Origin of the sequence: Streptacidiphilus jiangxiensis (assembly GCF_900109465.1) — a bacterium.
In the GTDB taxonomy this organism is placed as follows: Bacteria; Actinomycetota; Actinomycetes; order Streptomycetales; family Streptomycetaceae; genus Streptacidiphilus; species Streptacidiphilus jiangxiensis.
Genome location: NZ_FOAZ01000009.1, coordinates 212,146 through 233,285, shown reverse-complemented (window position 1 = coordinate 233,285; position 21,140 = coordinate 212,146). Strand labels below are relative to the sequence as shown.

The following is a 21,140-nucleotide window of genomic DNA, read 5'->3' as shown; positions in this document are numbered from 1 at the left end:
GGGGGTGCTGTACTGGCGGTGTGATCGGGATCGAGGAGCTGGCCGGGGCCCTGTTCGACACGGACGGCGTGCTCACCGACACCGCAGCGCTGCACGCCATGGCGTGGAAGGCCGCCTTCGACGACCTGCTGCGCGGGCTGCCGCCGGGAACCCCCGAGGAAGCCCGGGCGCCGTTCGAGATCGCGACGGACTATCCGCGTCACGTCGACGGCCGCTCCCGCGAGGACGGCGTGCGGGTGTTCCTCGCCTCACGCGACCTCCGCGGGCTGGACCCGGCGGCGGTGACCCGGCTCGCCGAGCGCAAGGACCGGATCTACCTCGCGTTGCTGCGCCACGAGGGCGCGGTCCCACGGCCGGGCGCGGTGGCGCTGCTGGCGGCCCTGCGCGGGCACGGTGTGCCGACGGCGGTGGTGTCGGCCAGCCGGCACTGTGCGGAGGTGGTGGCCGTCGCCGGGCTGACGGACCTCTTCGACACCCGGGTGGACGGACTGGTGGCGGCGCAGCTGGGCCTGGCGGGCAAGCCCGATCCGGCGCTGTTCCTGGAGGCCGCGCGGCGCCTGGGCGCCGAGCCCGGTCGGACGATGGTCGTCGAGGACGCGTTGGTCGGCGTCCAGGCCGGTCGGCGCGGCGGGTTCGCGCCGGTCGTCGGGGTGGACCGGGGCGCGGGCGCGGGGCCCTTGCTGGCGAACGGCGCCGAGGTCGTGGTCGGCGCCCTGACCGAACTGCCGGAGCTGCTCGGGCTGTGAGTCGAAGACTCGGACGGCCCGGCCCCCAGACGCGGTCCGGTGTCGGCGGTCCTCACTCTCGCAGGTCCAGGACCGCCACGCCGGTGACCCGGTCGCCCGCCAGGTCGGTGAGGGCGCGGTCGGCCCCTTCGAACGGGTAGCGCACGATCCGGACACGCAGCGGCAGGCCCGCGACCTCGGCGAGGTAGGCGCGGCCGTCCTCGCGGGTGTTCGCGGTGACGCTGCGCAGCGTGCGTTCCTGGAACAGGTGGTCCGCGTAGTTCAGAGCCGGGATGTCGGTCAGGTGGATCCCCGCCACGGCGAGGGTGCCGCCCCGGTCGAGCGCGGCCAGCGCGGTCGGCACGAGGTCGCCGACGGGTGCGAAGAGGATCGCCGCGTCCAGCGGTTCGGGTGGGGCGTCGTAGGCGCCACCCGCCGAGGCCGCGCCGAGCTCGAGGGCGAGCCGCCGGGCCTCCTCGGCGCGGGTGAGCACGTGCACGGTGGCACCGCGCGCCAGGGCCAGCTGCGCGGTCAGGTGCGCGGAGGCGCCGAAGCCGTAGAGGCCGAGCCGCCCCCCGGGCGGCAGCTGGGCCCGCTCCAGGGCGCGGTAGCCGATGATGCCCGCGCACAGCAGCGGCGCCAGCTCGGCGTCGTCGCGCCCGTCCTCCGGCAGCGCGTAGACGTAGCGCGCGTCGGCGAGCAGGTGGCGGGCGAAGCCGCCGTCGCGGTCCCAGCCGGTGTACCGGGAGTTCGGGCAGAGGTTCTCCTGCCCGGCCCGGCAGTAGCGGCACTCCCCGCAGGTCCCGGCCAGCCAGGCGACACCGACCCGGGCGCCGGGGGCGAACCCGGCCGTGTCCGGACCGGTGGCGAGGATCCGGCCGACGGCCTCGTGACCGGGCGTGCGGCCGGGCCCGTGCGGCGCCAGATCGCCTTCGGCGAGGTGCAGGTCGGTGCGGCAGACACCGCACACGTCGACCCGGACGAGCAGCTCGCCGGGTCCCGGATCGGGCACGGCCTTGCGGACCAGCCGCAGCGGCCCGCTCGCCATGGGGCCCGGCCGCTCCACGACCCACGCGTCCGTCTCGTGTCCTGCTGCGGCCACCGCGGCCCACCTGCCTCCGCTCGCCGACCCCCTGCTCCCTCGACGGTCCTCCCGGCGTGCCGGGCCCGCAAGCCCGCACCCGGGCGGGCCGAGATGCGTCGGCCCCGGCCGACGGGGACGATGAGGGCCCCGGCCGGCAACTGGAGCCCCCGTGAACGGCGACGCCTGGACCCTGCGCTTCGAGGGCCTCGACCCGGCCCAGGAGGGCCTGCGGGAGGCGTTGTGCGCGGTGGGGAACGGCTGGTTCGTCACGCGCGCGGCCGCCCCCGAGTCCGTCGCCGACGGTGTGCACCACCCCGGCACCTACCTGGCCGGGGTCTACCACCGCACGGTCTCCACCGTGCAGGGGCGTACGGTGGCCAACGAGGACCTGGTGAACTGCCCGAACTGGCTCCCCTTCACGTTCCGGGCCTTCGACGACGACGGGCCCGCCGACACTCCCTGGTTCGGCGAGCCGGGCTTCTGCGCACTCGACCAGCGCCTGGAGTTCGACCTACGCCACGCGGTCCTCACCCGGCGGCGCCGCTGCCGCGACAGCCGGGGGCGCACGACCGACCTCGTGCAGCGTGTCTTCGCCCACATGGGCCAACCGCACCTGGGCGTGCTGGTCACCCACCTCACGCCCGTCGACTGGTCCGGCACGGTCGAGATCCGCTCCGGACTGGAGGGCCGCGTCGTCAACGACGGCGTCGCCCGGTACCGGGGACTGCAGAACCGGCACCTCGTCCCGACCGGGCAGGACGCTGCGGGCGAGCTGGTCCGGCTCCAGGTGGCCACCCCCGACACCGGCCTGCGCATCGGGCTCGCCGCGCGCACGCGGCTTCGCGCCGGCGACCGCGAACTGCCCGCCCCGCTCGTCGCCCGCTCCGACACCCCCGGCCGCGTCGACCAGGTGCTCACCGTGGCGGTGCGTCAGGGGCACTCCCTCTCCGTCGAGAAGACCGTCGCCCTGTTCACCTCCCGGGACCGGCTCACCGCCGAACCCGCCACGGCCGCCGTCGACCTGCTCGCGGTCGCGGGCGACGCCACAGCGCTGGAGAAGGAGCACCGGCTGCGCTGGGCCGAGCTGTGGCGCCGCTGCCGGATCGGCACGGACTTCGAGGGCGCCGGCACGATCCACCTCTACCTGCTGCACCTGCTCCAGACCTACTCGCAGCACTCGGTCGACCTGGACGTCGGCATTCCGGCGCGGGGCCTGCACGGCGAGGCGTACCGCGGCCACGTGTTCTGGGACGAACTGTTCATCCTGCCCTGGTTCAACCGACACCTGCCCGAACTGAGCCGGTCCGTGCTGCGCTACCGCCACCACCGCCTGGACCAGGCCCGTCGCGCTGCCGCCGACACGGGCCGACGTGGCGGCATGTTCCCCTGGCAGAGCGGCAGCGACGGCGCCGAGGAGACTCAGGAGCTGCACCTCAACCCCCGCTCGGGCCGCTGGCTGCCCGACCACAGCCGCCTCCAGCACCACGTGGGCTCGGCGGTCGCCTACAACGTCTGGCAGTACCACCAGGCCACCGGCGACACGGAGTTCCTGGCCGAGGCCGGCGCGGAGCTGGTCCTGGAGATCGCCCGGTTCTGGGCCGACTCGGCCGTGTTCGACGAGGGGATCGGCCGCTACCGGATCAGGGGCGTGGTGGGCCCGGACGAGTACCACGACGCGTACCCGTGGAGTCCGAGCCCCGGCATCGACGACAACGCCTACACCAACGTCATGGCCTCCTGGACCCTGCACACCGCCAGGCGCCTGCTCCCCCAGCTGCCCGGGCACCGCCGTGCCGAGCTGCTCGAACGGCTCGGGATCGACGCGGCCGAGCCGGCCCGCTGGTCCGACGTCGAGCACCGGCTCCATGTGCCGCTGCACGACGGGGTGATCAGCCAGTTCGACGGCTACGAACGCCTGGAGGAACTGGACTGGGCCGGGCTGCGCCGTCGCCACCCGGACATCCGCCGTCTGGACCGGATCCTGGAGGCCGAGGGCGACACGGTCAACCGCTACCGCGCCTCCAAGCAGGCGGACGTGCTGATGCTCTGGTACCTGTTCCCGCCCGCCGAGGTGCACCGGCTGCTCTCCCGGCTCGGCGTGCCGGTGGACGCGGAGCTGATGGAGCGCACCGTCGACTACTACCTGGCCCGCACCTCCCACGGCTCCACGCTGAGCGCCGTCGTCCACGCCTGGGTGCTGGCCCGCCGCGACCGGACGGCCTCCTGGCGGTTCTTCCAGGAAGCCGTCGCGAGCGACGTCCACGACATCCAGGGCGGCACGACCGCCGAGGGAGTGCACCTGGGCGCCATGGCGGGAGCGGTGGACCTGCTGGAACGCTGCTACTCGGGCCTGTCCCTGCGCGAGGAGACGCTCGTGCTCGACCCGGCGCTGCCGCCGCAACTCGGACAGCTGGACCTGACGCTGCACCACCGGGGGCACGACGGTATCGCGGTGCGGCTCACGCACCAGCACGCCTCCGTGACGATGCCGCGCGGCACCGCGGCGCCGATCCGCGTCGTCGTCCACGGCGCGGAGGCGACGCTGCGGGCCGGGGAGACCTTCCGGGTCGACCTCCGGCCCGCGAGGTGAGCGAGGTCAGCCCACCGGCACCACGGCCACCGGGCACAGCGCGTTCTGGACCACGGCGAGGCTGACCGAGCCGAGCCGCGAGAGCGGCCCGGCGTGGCTCCCGTGGCGCCCGACGACGACCAGCGCGGCGTCCGCGGACAGCGCCACCAGCTCCTTGGCCGCACCCGACCGGACACTGGCCTCGCCGACGTCGACCGACGGGTAGCGCTGACGCCAGCCGGCCAGTACCTCGGCGAGCAGCCGCTCCTCGTCGGCCTCGATGTGGCCCTTCTCGTAGACGGGCGGCATCGCCCGGCCCTGCGTCAGCAGGGGATAGCGCCAGGCGTGCACCGCGCGCAGGGAGCGGCTCCGCCGTTCGGCGGCCTCGAAGGCGAAGTCCAGCACCGCCTCGTCGGGGTCCTTGGCGTCGACGCCGACGACCACCCGCCCGTCCACCGAGCCCGCGCCGATACCCCTGCGGTCGGGGACGACGACCACGGGACAGCCCGCGGTGCCGGCCAGGTGCAGGCTCGTCGAGCCCACCAGCAGCCCCGGGAATCCGCCCGAGCCGCGGGCGCCGAGGACGAGCAGTTCGGCGGAGGCCGTCGCGGCGGCGAGCGCGTCGCGCACGTCTCCCGGCACGGCCTCGACGTTGACGGCGAGGAGCTCGGGACTGCGCTTGCGCAGCCCGTCGGCGAGCGTGTCGAGGAACTGGCGGGCGTAGTCCGGGGCCGCGTCGCCGCAGGCGTGCAGCAGCCGCAGCTCGGCTCCGCGCAGCGCGGCCTCCGACGCGGCCCAGGCGAGAGAGGGTCCGTCGTCGGTCGCGTCCTCGTCCACCGCCAGAACGATGGGTTTGGGCATGGCTTCCTCCTGTTGCGTCCGGGCCGCCGTACGGGCGGTCAGCGAAGGTCGAAGACGAGGCGGGCGGAGACCTTGCCGGCCAGCACCTCCTCGATGCAGGCGTTGACCTCCTCCAGGCGGCGGCTCTCCCGGATCACCCGGGTCCGGCCCAGCTGGTGCAGGCGGAAGACCTCGGCGAGGTCTTGGCGCGTGCCGACGATGGACCCGACGACCTTGGTGCCGTTCAGCACCGTCTCGAAGACCGGCAGTTCCAGTTTGCCCCCGGCGGGCAGGGCGACCAGCACCAGCGTCCCGCCACGCCGCAGCGCGCCGTAGGCGGCCTGGAAGGACGCGCTGCTCACCGCGAGCGAGATCGCGGCGTCCGCGCCGCCCAGCTTCTGGGTCTCGGCGGCCACGTCCTGGGTGCGGGCGTCGATGACGTGGTCGGCGCCGAGCTCCCGGGCCAGGGCGAGCTTCTCGTCGGTCACGTCCACGGCGACGGTCTCGGCGCCGGCGATGCGCGCGTACTGGAGTGCGAGGTGGCCGAGGCCGCCGATGCCGGAGACCAGGACCCGCGAGCCCGGGCGGGCGCCGGAGACCTTGACGGCCTTGTAGGTCGTCACTCCGGCGCAGGTCAGCGGCGCGGCGTCCAGGGGGTCGACCCCGTGCGGGACCGGGACGACGTAGTCGCCGTGGGCGAGCGCCTGCTCGGCGTAGCCGCCGTCGACGGAGTAGCCGCTGTTGTGCTGCTGGAGGCAGAGCGTCTCCCACCCGGTGACGCAGTAGTCGCAGCGGCCGCAGGCGTCCGCGAGCCACGGGACGGCCACCCGGTCCCCGACCCGGACGTGCCGCACCTCGTGGCCGGCGGCCTCGACGATGCCCACGCCCTCGTGGCCGGGGACGAACGGCGGGGTGGGCTTGACCGGCCAGTCGCCCCGGGCGGCGTGGATGTCGGTGTGGCACAGCCCGCAGGCCTCGATCCGGACCCGGACCTGGTGCGGGCCGGGCTCGGGCAGCGTGCGGTCCTCGATGGTCAGCGGGGCCGTGAAGTCACGGACGACGGCAGCCTTCATCACTCTCTCCTCACCTCGTCGCCCCGGTCGGGCCGGGGCGGGCGGTCGGACACCCATCCCAGCAGGAGGCCGCCCGGCCCTCCTTGGGCCGGACGGTCCCCGCCGCGCGGGCCGGGTGGCCCGGAGCGCTCGGTCCGGGGCTAGTCCAGTTGCAGGATCTCCGCGACCGGTCGCCGCGGGGTCTCGGCTCCGGGCGGGCCGAAGCCCAGACGCAGCACGATCTGAACGTAACCGGGACCGCTCTCCGGATCGCGCAACTGCCAGCGCGTGTCCGGCCACTCGACGGCCTGGTGCAGCACGGAGGCGCGCACGCCGTTCACTGTCGCCAGCAGCCACACCCGCTCCAGCGCCATGCCGGTGCGCAGCCAGGCGCTGCGGTCGTCGTGCGGGGTGGTGAACGTCGCGAGTTGCGGCAGCGGCTCGAACCGGGCGGAGGCCGGCACGCCGGTCGGCGGGTGTCCGGTGAAGCTGCGCATGGGCACGCGGGCGTCGCGGTCCAGCGGTCCGAGCGCCGCTGCCGGGATGCCGTCGCTCGCGGGGGCCTCCAACCGTACCCAGCTGCGCAGTTCGGCCTCACGGGCGATGTCCGCCGCGGTGCGGCGCTCGGCGTCGGTGGTGAGCTCGAGGACCCGCCGGGTCTCGGCCTCCTCCAGCACGGCCAGCACGACGCCCTCCTGGTCGGCCGCCGCCATCAGCTCGCCGACGAGCCGCTCGGGCACGTCACGGTTGGTGAACGGCTGCCGACTGCTGTGGCGCTCGGTGATCGCGGGGTGGAGCGCCGCGTCGACGGAAGGGTGCTCGCCCGGGCCGGGCGGGACGAAGCGCAGTTCCGCCGCAAGGTCCGGCTGCCCGGGGTCCGGGAAGAGCCGCAGACGGGTCGCCAGGCCGAGTGCCGCGGCGGCGACCCGGATGTTGAGGACGGCGGCACCGACGGAGACGAGCAGGGCGCGCCCCGTCGGGTCGGTGGCGGGCACGGCACGGGATCGGTCGACGCAGACCAGCAGCCCGGCGCGGTCGTCGGTGGCGCGGAAGCGCCAGGGCTGGCTGTTGTGCAGTGAGGGCGCGGCTCCGCCGGCGGCCGCCAGTTGGCCGAACTGCTCCGGCGTCAGCGCGTCCGGGGCGTGGATGGTGCGGGAGTTCTCGGTCATGGCGGCCGCCTCCTCCGGTGGACCGATCGGGTGTCATCGTTGCGTGCGAGGGCCGGGCAAGCCCGGCTGGTCTCCTCCTGTCCCAGCGTTCGCCCCCGTCCCGGCGTTGCACAGGGCCGACCGGCCCCCACTGCGGTCCCCGAACGCCTCCCGTTCAGTCCGGGACGACGCAGACGGGGCGCGTGGCGTGGTGCAGGACCGCGAGGGCGACGGAGCCGAGCGCCAGGCCGGGGTAGCCGCCGGTACCGCGGGCGCCGACGACGAGCAGGGCGGCGCTGCGCGCCGTCTCCAGCAGGGCGCGGACCGGGTGGTCCTCCCGGACGTGAGCGGTCACGGCGACCTCGGGCCACAGCTGTCCCTCGCCCGCCAGCGTCTCGGAGACGAGCAGTTGGTGGGAGACCTCGTCGGCCCTGAACCGGCGCCGTTGCGCGGCGGCGGACTGGGACACGCCGCCGGGGACACCGTGCCAGGCGTGCACGACGACGAGCGAGCGGCCTCGCAGCGACGCCTCCGCCAGGCCCTGCCGGAGCGCGGCCCGACCGTGCGGGGAGCCGTCGACGCCGACGACGACCGGACCGGAGCCACCGGCCGCGGCGCCGTCCTCGGGCGAGGGCACGACGACGACCGGGCAGGCCGCCTGGCCGGCCAGCGCGGTGCCGGTGGAGCCGACGACCAGCTCCCCCGGAGCCCCGGTACCCCGCGTGGCGAGGACCAGCAGCCGTGCCTCGCGGGCGGCGTCCAGCAGTACCTCGATCGGCGGGCCCTCGCGGACCTCGCCGCTGACGAGAACCCCCGGCTCGCGCGTGGCGGCGTCGGCCACCTCGCGTTTCATCGCCGCGCGGGCGACCTCGCGCAGGTGGTCCTGGCCGAGTTCCGTGGCGGCGGCGTAGAACGGGAGCAGCGGCGGCGGGTACTCGTAGGCGTGCACGAGTTCGACCGCCTCTCCGCGGCGCTTCGCCTCGTCCAGGGCCCAGGCCACGGCGTGACGGCTCTCCAGGGTGCCGTCGACGCCGGCCACGATGCGGATCGGTGCGTTGTCGGCGTACGACATGGCTGCCTCCTTCGTCCGGGGCGGTTCGGGTAAGGCTCGCCTCGGCTCCAGTGCGCCACGCCCGCGGGGGCGCGGAAAGGGCCGCCCGGCCTCGCCCGAGAGGCCGGGCGGCCCCGGTCCCGGCTGTTCCGCCTCCCCCGGTCCTGGCCGAGGCGGTTCCGCAGGCCGTCACGATCGTCCTCGGCGCGCTTGCCCGTCCGGAGCCGCGCACGCTCTGAGCGCTCTATCAAGGTGCTCTCAAAGGCCTCGGATTCATTGACATGCCCATGAGCTGCTCGTCAGTCTCGACATGACACCACCTCACGGGGAGGCAAACGCCGCACCCGTGCGAGGCACGTCGGACGGCCGACGGCGTGTCCACTTTCCGGCTCCCTCCCCCGCTCCGGACAGGACGCAGAACCATGTCGACCTCAACAGCATCGACCAGCCGACTCACCCGCCAACAAACCACCGGCTCCAGCGCGTTACGCACGCTGCACCGCGCCGCCGCGGTCCGCATCGCCTTCGGGCTCGTCTGGGCCGTCGACGCCTCCTTCAAGTGGCTGCCGGGCTTCATCCACGGCCGCACGCTCAGTGACGAGCTCGGCCAGGGCAGCACCGTGCACACACCGGTCATCCACCAGTGGATCCAGGTGTGGCACGCCGTCGCCACCTCCGCGCCCGCCGCCTTCGCCGTGGGCACCGCCGTCATCGAGACGTGCATCGCCCTGGCCATGGTCACCGGTTTCCTCAGCAACGCGGTCTTCCTCGGCAGCGCCGTCTACGCACTGGGCGTCTGGTCCAGCGCCGAGGCCTTCGGCCTGCCCTGGAGCGCCCCCGGCATCACCGACCTCGGCCCGGCGGTGGCCTACATCTTCGCCGCCCTGGCCCTGTTCCACGCGTCGGCCGGCGCCACCTGGAGTGTGGACGCGCTGCTGCGGCCCAAGGCCGGCCCCCGGCTCGGCCGTCTGATGGGCACGATGCCCGACCACCTCTCCGACGGGCTCACAGCCGACAACTGACCCGTACGCCCGTGGGCCGACACCCAGGTGTCGGCCCACGGGCACGCCGTCCCGTCGGCGACGGAACAGCGCGACCTTCAGGACGGCGTTGCCCTCCGCGTCGCACCGACAGGCGGCCGAGACCGACCCGCGAGCCGTGGCGACGACCGCGGTCATCGCCGGGCTGCTTCCTCCGGTCCGGTCCGGTCCGTTGCGTCCGGGCACCTCGAGCCTTCTCCGGCGGGCCGATCAGGTCCTGAGCCGAAGCAGCGGAGGAGGCCGATCGGCTGGGCGGCAAGGGCGCCGGTCGTGCCGGTCCGGGCGGCCGGGAGGCGCTGTCCGCCGCCCGGTCAGGGCTCGGTCAGCACCGGCACCCGCCAGACGAGGCGGGTGCCACCGCCGGCCGGGGTCTCGGTCTCCAGCGTGCCGCCGTTCTTGGCGGCCCGTTCGGCGAGGTTGACCAGCCCGCTGCGCCGCCCGCCCTCGGGCAGGCCGACACCGTTGTCGGTGACGGTCACCACGACCTCGGGCGCCGTTCCGCCGGTGACCTTGGCCGAGACCTCGACCGCCTTGGCCGCGGCGTGCCGGGAGGCGTTGCTCAGTGCCTCCTCCACCACCGCGAGGACGTCCTCGGCGATCTCCGCTGACACGTCGGTGTCGAGCAGACCCTCCAGGCGCAGCGACGGGGTGAAGCCGAAGGTGGGGATGAACCGGGAGACGACGTCGACGAGGCGGGCGCGCAGCCCGGCGGACTCCTGGGCGGAGGCCCGCGAGCGGAGGCCGAAGATCGACGTGCGGATGATCTTCACCGTCTCGTCGAGGTCCTCCACGGCGCGTCCGACCCGGTCGGCGGCCTGCGGGTGGGTGATGAAGCGCTGCGCGCTCTGCAGCGTCATGCCGGTGGCGAAGATCCGCTGGATGGCCAGGTCGTGCAGGTCGCGCGCGATCCGGTCGTGGTCCTCCAACAGGGCCAGCTGCTCGGCGTCGCTGCGGCGCGCGGCCAGCTCCAGGGCGAGCGCGGCCTGGTCGGCGAAGGACTTGAGCGGGGCGACGTCGGCGGCCGCGAACGGGTACAGACCGGCCCTGCGGGCGAGCATCAGCACGCCGCGCGGGCCCTTCGGCCCGGAGCCCATCGGCACGGCCACGGCCGCGCCGAGCCCCTGCCAGCGGGGCGGTCCGGCCGTGATCCGCACGTCGTTGGCCACGTCGTTGCTGGTCACGGGCGCCTGAGCGGTGAAGGCCGCCCCCATGAAGGTGCCCTCGAGCGGCAGCAGCAGCCCGCGGTGCTCCTCGGCCCCGACGCCCTCGGCGAGCTGGACGGCGAGCTCCGCGCCGGCAGCCGTGGGCAGCGCCAGCGCGATCACGCCGAGGTCGGCCTCGACCAGCCCGAGGGAGGCCTGCACCAACTCGGCGAGCACGTCGTGCTCGGACGCGCCGGACAGCAGCCGACTGGTGATCTCTCCACTGGCCGTCAGCCAGCGCTCGCGCAGTCGGGCCTCGCGGTACAGGCGCGCGTTGTCGATGGCCACCCCGGCGGCGACGGCGAGCGTCTGCAGCACCGACTCGTCCTCGGCGTCGAACTGGCCGCCGCCGCGCTTCTCGGTCAGGTAGAGGTTGCCGAACACCTCGCCGCGCACCCGGATCGGAACCCCGAGGAAGCTGTGCATCGGCGGGTGGTTGGCCGGGAACCCGACGGAGGCGACGTGCTCGGCGATGTCGCGCAGGCGCAGCGGCTCCGGGTGGCGGATCAGCTCGCCGAGGATGCCGTGGCCGGTCGGGAACGGGCCGATCCGCTCGACCTGCTCGGGCGTCATGCCGGTGGTGAGGAACTTGGCCAGCATGCCGTCGTCGCCGATCACGCCGAGGGCGCCGTACCGCGCGTCCACCAGGGACACCGCGGACTCGACGATCTGCTGCAGCGCCTGGTCGAGGTCGAGCTCACGGCCGACGGTGAGGACGGCCTCCAGCAGCGAGTGCACCCGGTCGCGGGTGCCGCGCGCGGCGTCCAGCCGGGACTGCAGCTCCTCCAGCAGCTGGTCCAGGCGCAGATCGGGGAGTCCCAGGGCTCCCCTGTCCGTCGCCGCCGACGGTTCCTCGGGCACGTGCCCTCCACCCCACCTGTGTTGTCTGCCGTTTCCCCCGGCCAAGGCCACGTTACCGAGCCAGCGAGCGCGGCGCGACCAGCCGTGTGCGCGTCGGCCTTGGCGCGGCTGAGCCACCTGAACCCACTCCGATACTGACGGGTCAGTAACAAGTTCGCGCACGCCTATGGACCCCCGGGTGAACGCGGCACGACAATCCCGTACGACGAGGCGCCGCATCACAGCCCGTCACCGCCCACGGCACGAACCGGCCTCCGTCCGCGCGCCTTGCGACGGGGCGCCGCCGCTCCGCTCCCCCACCCTTCCACCCTGGAGCGTCCATGCGTGTCCTGCCGCACCGCCCTGCCCGCCCCCGCCGGAGACTCGCCGCTGCAGCGGCGTCGCTGACCGCCGCCGTCGCCCTGTTCCTGGGCGCCGGCGCCGCACCCGCCCAGGCCGGCGGGCTGCCGCTTCCCGTCGCCTACTCCCCCACGAACGGCGTCATCCCCGCCCTCGCCGACCCGGCCTCCTCGCCGCCCGGCGCCAACGACTGGTCCTGCAGGCCCAGCAGCGCCCATCCCTACCCGGTGGTCCTGGTCCACGGGACGTTCGGCGACATGCGCGACAACTGGGACTCGATGGCGCCGCTGCTGTACGACAACGGCTACTGCGTCTTCGCGCTCAACTACGGCGGCCCGTCCGGGAACGTCATCCAGGGCATCGACGACATCCCCACCGGCGCCGCCCAGCTCTCCGCCTTCGTCGACCAGGTGCTCGCCGCGACCGGCGCGGCCAAGGTCGACATCGTCGGCCACTCCCAGGGCGGCATGATGCCGCGCTACTACATCGGCTTCCTCGGCGGCGCGGCCAAGGTGCACACCCTGGTCGGCCTCGCGCCGTCCAGCCACGGCACCACCCTGGACGGCCTGGTGACGCTGGCTCAGAACACCGGCACCCAGGGGCTGGTCAACTCGCTGGTCTCGGCCGCCTGCACGGCCTGCGTCCAGCAGGAGTCGGGCTCGGGGTTCGTCAGCCGACTGGACTCGCTGCCCGACACGGTCGCGGGCGTGAACTACACCGTCATCGAGACCGAGTACGACGCGGTGGTGACGCCGTATCAGTCCTCGTTCCTCAGCGGCTCCGGGGTTCACGACATCGATCTCCAGCAGCAGTGCGCCCTGGACTTCACCGGGCACGTCGGGATCGCCTTCGATCCCAATGCGCTCGGGGACGTGCTGAACGCGCTCGACCCCGCCCATCCGGTGTGGGTGCCCTGCGTCTGGTACTCGCCCGGCCTGTAGCGCCGGTGACGGGCGGTCATGGTCACCGTTTCCTCTCAGACCGCTCAGAGATCACCACGAAGCTTGCCCGTGTGCAGACAAGTCACGGCTTCGTGCCGTACCCTCGCCCGGTGGACGAGACCACCCCTTTCCCGCCGGTCACGGTCCGGCACGGCCGCCTTGGCCGTCCGGCCGTCTGCCAGGCGTCGGACCTCGCGGCCCCGCACACCGGCGACTCCTCGGACGACCGTGGCTCCGGTTCGACCCTGTCCGTCTATCTGCCGCCGGGCACACCGGAGCGTGTCAGGGAGCTCCTGCACGAGCAGATCGCCGGCCTGCTCAGCCGCACGCGGCGCGGCTTCGGCCCGCAGGTGGTCTGGCACCCGGGCAATCCGCTGAACCTCCCGGAGTAGGCAGCCGACACCCCTCCCCCGACCCGACCCGGCGTCGGCGCTCACTACGAGCGCCGGCGCCGGGTCCGTTCGTCCATCCCTCGTTTCGTTCCCGTTAACGGAACTGTGAATTTCGCTCCTGCCATTGACCCGGTCTGATCAACTCTGCTTGTCTACACCACGGCCAGTGGTGCACCACTCGCCGGCTCCACCTGCACTGTCTCAAGTACCTTCCCCCACTTGCCAGTTGGCACTTCGAGGTCGGCAATCCCGGCCTCCGGCCAACCGGCAGACAGGCGCTGTCTCCATCCGGAGCGGCGCAGAGCGCAGAGAGGAACACCCTTCCATGGGTCACCCCCGCAAGCGTGGCGCGAGCCACAAGCTCCTCACCGCAGCCGCCTCGCTGACCCTGCTCACCGGCGGCCTGCTCGCCGCCGCCCAGTCCTCGGCCACCGCCGCCCCCTCGGCGAACCCCTACAGCCCGAGCTACCAGCACGCCTACCGGCACGGCGCGATCCCCACCATCGACGGCAACACCAAGATCAAGGGCTGGGCCAAGACCCACGCCGCGGCGACCGCCACCGGTTCCGAGACGCTGTCCTTCGGCGGCGGCATCGACGGCATCGGCGTCAACAGCGGCCACGCCAAGGTCTACCTGGTCTTCTACGGGACCCAGTGGGGCACCAAGAGCACCGACGCCAACGGCAACGCTGCCTTCACCGGCGACCCGGACCACGCCGCCTCCGCCGCCCAGCAGATGTTCAAGGGCATCGGCACCAACAACGAGACCTGGTCGGCCGACCTGACCCAGTGGTGCGACGGCCCCAACGTGACCACCGGCGCGACGAGCTGCCCGAGCAACGCCAACTTCATCCCGTACCAGAGCGGCGGCGTGCTCTCCGGCGTCTGGTACGACAACTCGGCCAAGTCCCCGTCCCAGGCCACCGGCCACCAGCTGGGCGTGGAGGCCGTCAACGCGGCCGCGCACTTCGGCAACACCACGGCCGCGTCGAACCGCAACGCCTACTACGTCATCCTCTCCCCGCACGGCACCAACCCGGACGACTACCAGAACCTCAACACCGGGTTCTGCGCCTGGCACGACTGGAACGGTGACACCACCCTCACCGGCGGTGCGGTCACGTCCAACTACGGCGACATCGCCTTCTCCAACCAGCCGTACAACATGGACTTCAAGTACCTCGGCCAGAGCGAGTGCGGCATCGACTTCGTCAACTCCGGCTCCGCGGGCACCCTCGACGGGTACACCATGACGCTGGGTCACGAGTGGCACGAGATGATGTCGGACATGAACCCGGCGGGCGGCTGGACCAACAACACCGGCAGCTCCTACCAGGGCCAGGAGAACTCCGACGAGTGCGCCTGGCTGGCCCCCGGCACCTCGGGCGGCGCGGCCAACATCTCGTTCGGCTCCTACGGCACCTACGCGGAGCAGGCGAGCTGGTCCAACGACACCAACAACTGCGCGATCTCGCACGCCATCCTGCACTGACGCAGGCCGATTGAGGACCCAGCCGTGAAAGAGGCCGGGTGCGGGCCCCACCCCGCACCCGGCTCTGCCGCGCTCAGTCGCCCGTCCGGGTGCGGACCTCCAGTGCGACCCCGGTCTCGCGCCGGGAGACCTGCCACAGCGTGGCGATCGCCCGGTCCATCCCGATCCGGCGCAGGACCGGCTTGCGCACCGGGGCACCGTTGTTGACGAAGAGCGGGCCGTAGAACTCCCCGCCCTTCGCGGCCGGGTCCGTGGCGGCGCGCAGCTGCGACAGCGCACCGTCGGCTGCGGACATACCGGTGCGGGCGGCCATGGTGTGGAAGAACCGCTGGGAGGCGCCGCCGCCGGATCCGGCCACGCTGACCGCCTGCAGGTCGGTGTTCGACAGGCCCGGGTGCGCGATCAGGCTCGCCGTCCCCGCGCCGGCCCGCTCCAGCTCCTGCTGCAGGCCCAGCCCGAAGTGGAAGTTGGCGAGCTTCGCCTGTCCGTAGGCGCGCCAGGGGCCGTAGCGGCCGCGCAGATGCGGGTTGTCCGGATCGACCGCGCGACCCATGTGGTGGGCGGTGCTGGTCACCGTCACGACGCGGGAGCCGGGCGTGCGCAGCAACGCGGGCAGCAGCAGCGCGGTCAGCGTCCAGTGACCGAGGTGGTCGACACCGAACTGCGTCTCGTACCCGTCGACCGTTCGCGCCTCGGCGATCGCCATCACGCCCGCGTTGTTGACCAACAGGTCGAGGCGGTCGTGGGCGGCCAGGATCCGCCCGGCGGCGTCCTTCACCGACTCCTGCGCCGACAGGTCGAGCGCGACCAGCTCCAGGGAGGCGTCGGGAACGAACGTCCTGATCTCCTCGACCGCGGCGGCGGCCTTCTCCTGGTTGCGCACCGCCATCACCACGTGCGCGCCCTTCGCGGCGAGCTCCCGTGCCGTCACCAGCCCGAGCCCGCCGTTGGACCCGGTGACCACGGCGGTCCGGCCGTGCTGGTCCGGGATCCGTGCTGCCGTCCAACTCATCGCTCGCCTCCTGACCGCCATCCTCGACGCCCCGCGTCCGGTCCGCACGCCGGGCGCCGCGGAGCCCGGTCGCGCAAGCTGGAGCGAGCGGGAGCAGCGGGAGCAGCTGGAGGAGAGGCGCATGAAGCAGATCACCGTCGGTGTCGACGCGTCCCCGGAGAGCACCGCGGCCGTGCGCTGGGCGGCGGAGGAGGCGGCACAGCGCCGGCTCCCGCTGCACCTGGTCCACCTGTGGCTGCTGCGCTCGATGACCGCCCAGACCATCCCGCACGAGGAGGCCCTGCTCCGAGCGGCGCAACGGCTCCTGGACGAGTCGGAGACGGACGTCCGGACGCGGTTCCCGACCGTTCGGGTGACCAGCGAGCTGGTCAGCACCGAGACGCCCGACGCCCTGCTGACCGCAGGCGGGGACAGCGCGCAGAACGAGATGCTGGTGCTCGGCTCCCAGGGGCTCGGCGCCGTGCCCGGCTTCCTCCTCGGCTCCGTCGGCCTGCACGGCGTCGCCCACGCCACCTGCCCCGTCGTCCTCGTCCGAGCGGTCGACGACCCGTCCCGCTCCGGGCCCGGTCCGGTCGCGGTCGGCGTGAGCTCGCGGACCGGCCAGGAGGCCGTGCTGGAGTTCGCCTTCGCGGCGGCCTCACGCCACGGGACGCCGCTGGTCGCGGTCCACGCCGCGAGCCGCCATCCGGCGCTGATCGGCCGCGACGAGCTGGGGCACCACGCCGGCGCGGACAGGGACGTCGAGCAGCTCCACGAGACGCTGCGCCCGTGGCGCGACAAGTTCCCCACCGTCCACGTCGTCGAGCACCTCAGCCACGAGAGTCCGGCCCGTGCCGTGGTGGGCGTCGCCCCGGGCGCCGGCCTGCTCGTGGTGGGGCGCGGCCACCACCCCGCCATCGGCCCGCACATCGGCCCGGTCACCCACGCGGCGATCCACCACGCCCTGTGCCCGGTGGTCACCGTCCCACACGGCTGAGGTCACTGCGGGGCGGGGAGCGCCTGCTTGGCCCAGATGGTCTTGCCCCGCGGGGCGTAGCGCGTGCCCCAGGCGTCCGCGAGTTGGGCGACCATGAACAGGCCGCGCCCGCCCTCGTCGGTGTCGGCCGCCCGGCGCAGGTGGGGTGAGGTGCTGGAGCGGTCGAACACCTCGCTGATCAGCTCCCCGCCGTCGCGGATCAGGCGCAGCAGGATCGGTTCCTTGCCGTAGCGGATCGCGTTGGTCACCAGCTCGCTGACGATGAGTTCGGTCACCATGCCCTCGTCGGCCAGCCCCCAGGACGCCAGCCGCAGCGACACCTCGTCCCGGGCGCGGGCGACGACGGCCGGGTCGACGGGCAGCTCCCAGGTGGCGACCTGATCGGACGGGAGCCGCTGCGGGCGGGCCAGGAGCAGGATCGCGTCGTCGTCCGGCCGGCGCGTCGCGAGGGCCGCGGCGAAGGCCGTCCCGCACAGCTCGTCGAGCGAGCCCGCGGGCGAGGCCAGCGCGCCCAGAAGTCGGGCGACGGCCGCGTCCGGGTCCTGGTCGCGCGCGCCGACGAGACCGTCCGTCCACAGCGCGAGGACCGCGTCCTCGGGCAGCTGCATCTCGGTCGCCTCGAACGGCAGCGTGCCCAGGCCCAGCGGTGGCCCCGGTTGCAGCGGCACGAGTTCGGCGCCGCGGCCCTCGCGGACGACGATCGGCGGCGGATGGCCGGCGCTGGCCATGGTGCACTGCCCCGTGACCCGGTCGTGGACGAGGTAGAGGCAGGTGCCGCTGAGCCCCGGCCCCACCGACTCGTCCGCCGACCCGGCGACCGACGGGGCGTCGATCTGACGGCGCGCCAAGGCGTCCAGGCGGGACAGGAGTTCGTCAGGCGGCAGGTCGAGGCTGGCCAGGGTGCGGATGGCGGTGCGCAGCCGGCCGGCCCGGGCGACGGCCTCGATGCCGCGGCCCACGACGTCCCCGACGACGAGACCGACGCGCGCCCCGGAGAGCGGGACCACGTCGAACCAGTCCCCCGCGGCTCCCGCGTGGGCGCGGGCCGGGACATAACGGTGGGCGGTCTCCATCAGGCCGGGCACCGGGATGCTGCCGCGCAGCAGCAGACTGCGCTGGAGGGTCAGCGTGGCGCGGTGCTCCTCGGTGTAGCGGCGGGCGTTGTCGATGCAGACCGCGGCGCGGCTGACCAGGTCCTCCGCGAGGGCCAGGTCCTCGCCGTCGAAGGGTTCGGGCAGCTCCCAGCGGTAGAAGTGGGCGAGGCCCAGCGTCACGTCGCGGGCCTTGAGCGGCACGGTCATCAGCGTGTGCGCGCCCACCCGGAGGATCTTCGCGGCCCGCTCGCCGCCCTGGGCGAGCCAGTCCGCGGCCCGGTCCAGCACCGGCAGCAGCAGGGACTCGCCCGAGCTCAGACAGCGCGCGTAGGGCGTGTCCGGCGGATAGGTCGTCACCGTGCCGACCGGCACCGCGGACTCCGGTGCGTTCTCGGTGACCGAGCGCACCGCGGCGCGACGCAGCACCGCCGTGCCGGGGACCGGTCCGCGCGGGGGCGGCGCCCCCTCGGCGACTCCGTCGAGCAGGTCGACGGCGACGAAGTCGGCCAGCCTGGGTACGGCGACCTCGGCCAGCTCCTCCGCCGTGCCGATGACGTCGAGCGTCGAACCGATCCGTTCGGCGGCCTGCTTGAGGGTGAGCAGGCGCTCCCTGGTGTGGTCGACCTCGGTGACGTCGACGATCGAGGACGCCACGCCGAGAATCCGCCCGTCGGCGGCGGCGAGCCGGAAGGAGGAGATCGCCCAGACGTGGTCCCGAGCCGGGTCGGCCGCGGTACGACCGCGGTGTTCGGTCGTGAGGACCGGAATGCCGGTCCTCAGGACGGCGGCGAGCCGGGCCACCATCCGCTCGCCCTCACCGGACGGGAAGACCTCGTCCATGCGGCGTCCGAGCGCGGTGACGGCGGGGGCGCCGAGGATCCGCTCCAGCGCGGCGTTCATCCGGACCAGCCGGAGGTCGGTGTCGTAGACGGCCAGCCCGCTCGGCGTCGCCTCGAACAGGCCGTCGAGCACCTCCGCAGCCGTCGCGTCGAGTGGCGCAACGGCCGTGTGGCCGCCCCCAGGCCTGGGCCTGTGTTCCATGGCCGCCTTTCCAGCCCTGCGTGCCGCATGTCCGGCGGCGGAGCCTCGCGGGTCCTTGACTCCATCGTGCACGCGGGCGGGGCAGGTCGCGCCCGGACGGCACGGCTCAGCGCTCGTGCGTCACGGACGGTGCCGCGCGTTCGCGACGCTGCGCGGGTGGTCCGCCCGCCCGGGAGAGCGCGCTCGGCCACCAGATGCGGTGGTCGAGGTCCATGGTGAGCGCGGTGACCAGCACCGAGCGCACGACCAGCGCGTCGAGCAGCACCCCGAGCGCGACCGCGAAGCCGATCTCGGCGAAGGCCACCACGGGCAGCGTGCCGAGCACGGCGAAGGTGCTGGCGAGGATCAGGCCCGCCGAGGTGATCACGCCGCCGGTCGCGGCCAGACCCGCCCTGGCGCCGGCCCGGGTGCCCAGGCGTCGCGACTCCTCACGGACGCGGGTCATCAGGAAGATGTTGTAGTCCACACCGAGCGCCACCAGGAAGACGAAGACGAACAGCGGGAACGCGCTGTCCTCGCCGCCGAAGTGGAACAGGTGCCGGAAGGCGAAGGCGCTCATGCCGAGCGCCGCCGCGTAGGACAGCACGACGGTGGCGATCAACACCAGGGGCGCCACCAGCGCGCGCAGCAGCAGACCGAGGATGACCAGCACCACCGAGAGCACCAGCGGGATCACGACCAGGTTGTCGTGCTGGGAGGCGCGCTGGGTGTCGAGCTGCACGGCGGTGTTGCCGCCCGCCTTGGCCTGGGCTCCAGGCACGGCATGGATGTTGGCCCGGACGGCGTCGACGGTGTCCTGCGCCGCCTTGCTGTCGGGTGCCGAGGCGAGGGTGCCCTCGGTGTACGCGTAGCCGTTGCGCACGACGGGCGTCGTGGTCGAGGCGATGCCCGGGGTGCCCGCCAACGCCTGGCGGACGGGTGCGGCCTCGGCCGCGTTCGAGATCACGACCACGGGCGAGCCCGACCCGGCGGGGAAGTGCTGCGCCAGCACCTGCTGCCCGGTGACCGACTCGGGCTTCCCGGTGAAGCTCGAGGCCGTGCTGAGCCCGTCGGCCCGCAGGGCGACCATTCCGAGGGCGAACACGCCCAGCACCAGTGCCGTCGCGATCCACACGACACGCGGCCGGTGTCCGATGCGGTCGCCGACGTGCGCCCACACGCCCGTCGCGGTCGGCTCCGGCGTGCCGTAGCCCGGTTTGACCGGCCAGAAGACCCAGCGCCCGCAGATCACCAGCAGCGCCGGCAGCAGGGTCAGCATGGAGAGCAGGCCGACGCCGACGCCGATCGCGCAGACGGGGCCGAGGCTCGCGGTGGAGTTCATCTCGGCGACCAGCAGGCAGAGCATCCCCATCCCCACCGTCCCCGCGCTGGCGAGGATGGCGGGCGCGGCCCGGCGCAGCGCGTACGCCATCGCCTCGTGCCGGTCCTCGTGACGCCGCAACTCCTCGCGGTAACGGGCGGTGATGAGCAGCGCGTAGTCCGTGCCCGCGCCGATCACCAGCACGATCAGGATGCCCGCGCTCTGGGCGTTGACGGTCAGCCCGGCGTGCGCGGCGAGCAGGTAGATCACCGCCTCGGCCGCGAACAGGGCGCACCCGGCCGACAGCAGTGGCAGCAGCCACAGGACCGGACTTCGGTAGGTGAGCAGGAGCAGCACGATCACCACGGTCACCGTGGCGTACAGCAGCGTGGAGTCGATCCCGGAGAAGGCCTTGGCCTCGTCGGCGCCCACTCCGGCGGGGCCGGTCACGTGGACGGCAAGGCCCGGATCTCCGGTGGTCGCGGTGGTCCGCAGGCTGTTCACGGCCGGGGTCAGGTTGGTCCAGCCGCCGTTGCCGATGCTGATGGGGACGACGGTCTGCAGGGCCCGTCCGTCGGCCGAGGCGACCGGGCCGCGGATCGGCGCCACGACGTGCGGGGCGTGCGTGAACGCCGCAGCGTCGGCGACGGCCTTGGCGTGGTCGGTGGGTGTGATGCCGCTCGGGCGGGTGTAGAGCACGACGGCGGTCGCGGTGTCGGCGGTGCCGAACTGCTCCTGGAGCCGCAGGACCTGCGTCGACTCCGCGCTGCCGGGCAGCCAGCTGGAGGCCTGGTTGTCCTCGGCGCCGGTCAGCTTCCCGGCGAGCGGCGCGGCGAGGACGAGCAGGACCAGCCAGAGGGCGAGCACGACCCACTTGCCGCGCCGCCCGCACGGCAGCGCGGTGATCCGCGTCCAAGCATTCGTCGTGCTCGCCTACCTCTGCCCGAGGACCCCCCCGGCCGTCCCTCGTTCAACCTTCCG

Annotated in this window: 16 protein-coding genes; 7 read left to right on the top strand and 9 right to left on the bottom strand. The window is 73.8% G+C overall.

From position 1 onward, the window contains the following. The first annotated feature begins 20 nt into the window (after positions 1-20). Positions 21-746 (top strand): HAD family hydrolase, encoded by a 726-nt coding sequence (locus BMY61_RS19280; RefSeq protein WP_042445549.1) that lies wholly within the window; start codon positions 21-23, stop codon positions 744-746. A 52-nt stretch (positions 747-798) separates the two neighbouring features. On the opposite strand, the gene BMY61_RS19275 is transcribed toward BMY61_RS19280, so the two are convergent. After that, on the bottom strand, positions 799-1,827 hold the full coding sequence (locus tag BMY61_RS19275; protein WP_042445547.1) for a zinc-dependent alcohol dehydrogenase family protein: 1,029 nt from the start codon (positions 1,825-1,827) through the stop codon (positions 799-801). A 151-nt stretch (positions 1,828-1,978) separates the two neighbouring features. On the opposite strand from BMY61_RS19275, the gene BMY61_RS19270 reads away from it, so the two are divergent. Next, entirely contained in the window at positions 1,979-4,399 is a 2,421-nt protein-coding gene (locus BMY61_RS19270; protein ID WP_042445545.1) for a glycoside hydrolase family 65 protein, read from the top strand. A 6-nt stretch (positions 4,400-4,405) separates the two neighbouring features. Here the strand turns inward: BMY61_RS19270 and BMY61_RS19265 are convergent, their stop codons facing one another. From BMY61_RS19265 to BMY61_RS19250, 4 genes are all read right to left on the bottom strand, one after another. Continuing rightward, positions 4,406-5,239 carry a universal stress protein gene (locus BMY61_RS19265; protein ID WP_042445543.1) on the bottom strand — a complete coding sequence of 278 codons (834 nt, stop codon included), beginning with the start codon at positions 5,237-5,239 and terminating at the stop codon, positions 4,406-4,408. 38 nt (positions 5,240-5,277) lie between these two features. Further along, the gene (gene adhP, locus BMY61_RS19260) at positions 5,278-6,291 is read right to left on the bottom strand and encodes an alcohol dehydrogenase AdhP (RefSeq protein ID WP_042445540.1); all 1,014 of its coding nucleotides are present in this window, start codon (positions 6,289-6,291) and stop codon (positions 5,278-5,280) included. 140 nt (positions 6,292-6,431) lie between these two features. Beyond that, complete coding sequence (locus tag BMY61_RS19255) at positions 6,432-7,439, bottom strand: Acg family FMN-binding oxidoreductase (RefSeq protein ID WP_042445538.1); 1,008 nt, start codon at positions 7,437-7,439, stop codon at positions 6,432-6,434. Positions 7,440-7,593: 154 nt separating this feature from the next. Continuing rightward, positions 7,594-8,490 (bottom strand): universal stress protein, encoded by an 897-nt coding sequence (locus BMY61_RS19250; RefSeq protein WP_042445536.1) that lies wholly within the window; start codon positions 8,488-8,490, stop codon positions 7,594-7,596. A 401-nt stretch (positions 8,491-8,891) separates the two neighbouring features. Between BMY61_RS19250 and BMY61_RS45060 the strand changes: the two genes are divergently transcribed. Then, a complete protein-coding gene (locus BMY61_RS45060) occupies positions 8,892-9,491 on the top strand; it encodes a hypothetical protein (RefSeq protein ID WP_042445534.1) in 600 nt (199 codons plus the stop codon). Positions 9,492-9,820: 329 nt separating this feature from the next. On the opposite strand, the gene BMY61_RS19240 is transcribed toward BMY61_RS45060, so the two are convergent. Next, positions 9,821-11,572, bottom strand: coding sequence for a sensor histidine kinase (locus BMY61_RS19240; RefSeq protein WP_042445532.1), 1,752 nt, complete (start codon positions 11,570-11,572; stop codon positions 9,821-9,823). Between the two features lie 320 nt (positions 11,573-11,892). On the opposite strand from BMY61_RS19240, the gene BMY61_RS19235 reads away from it, so the two are divergent. The 3 genes from BMY61_RS19235 to BMY61_RS19225 all read left to right on the top strand — a co-directional run bounded on the left by BMY61_RS19235 (position 11,893) and on the right by BMY61_RS19225 (position 14,736). Then, positions 11,893-12,852 (top strand): esterase/lipase family protein, encoded by a 960-nt coding sequence (locus BMY61_RS19235; protein ID WP_042445531.1) that lies wholly within the window; start codon positions 11,893-11,895, stop codon positions 12,850-12,852. 110 nt (positions 12,853-12,962) lie between these two features. Beyond that, positions 12,963-13,244, top strand: coding sequence for a hypothetical protein (locus tag BMY61_RS19230; protein ID WP_143094432.1), 282 nt, complete (start codon positions 12,963-12,965; stop codon positions 13,242-13,244). 325 nt (positions 13,245-13,569) lie between these two features. Next, a complete protein-coding gene (locus BMY61_RS19225) occupies positions 13,570-14,736 on the top strand; it encodes a hypothetical protein (RefSeq protein WP_042445527.1) in 1,167 nt (388 codons plus the stop codon). Between the two features lie 73 nt (positions 14,737-14,809). Here the strand turns inward: BMY61_RS19225 and BMY61_RS19220 are convergent, their stop codons facing one another. Then, positions 14,810-15,748 (bottom strand): oxidoreductase, encoded by a 939-nt coding sequence (locus BMY61_RS19220; protein WP_042445525.1) that lies wholly within the window; start codon positions 15,746-15,748, stop codon positions 14,810-14,812. Between the two features lie 121 nt (positions 15,749-15,869). On the opposite strand from BMY61_RS19220, the gene BMY61_RS19215 reads away from it, so the two are divergent. Further along, the gene (locus tag BMY61_RS19215; RefSeq protein WP_042445522.1) at positions 15,870-16,724 is read left to right on the top strand and encodes a universal stress protein; all 855 of its coding nucleotides are present in this window, start codon (positions 15,870-15,872) and stop codon (positions 16,722-16,724) included. 2 nt (positions 16,725-16,726) lie between these two features. Here BMY61_RS19215 and BMY61_RS19210 read toward each other — a convergent pair whose 3' ends face one another. Then, entirely contained in the window at positions 16,727-18,859 is a 2,133-nt protein-coding gene (locus BMY61_RS19210; RefSeq protein ID WP_082014912.1) for a SpoIIE family protein phosphatase, read from the bottom strand. A gap of 106 nt (positions 18,860-18,965) precedes the next feature. Next, on the bottom strand, positions 18,966-21,026 hold the full coding sequence (locus tag BMY61_RS19205; protein WP_236655951.1) for an MMPL family transporter: 2,061 nt from the start codon (positions 21,024-21,026) through the stop codon (positions 18,966-18,968). Positions 21,027-21,140 lie beyond the last annotated feature (114 nt).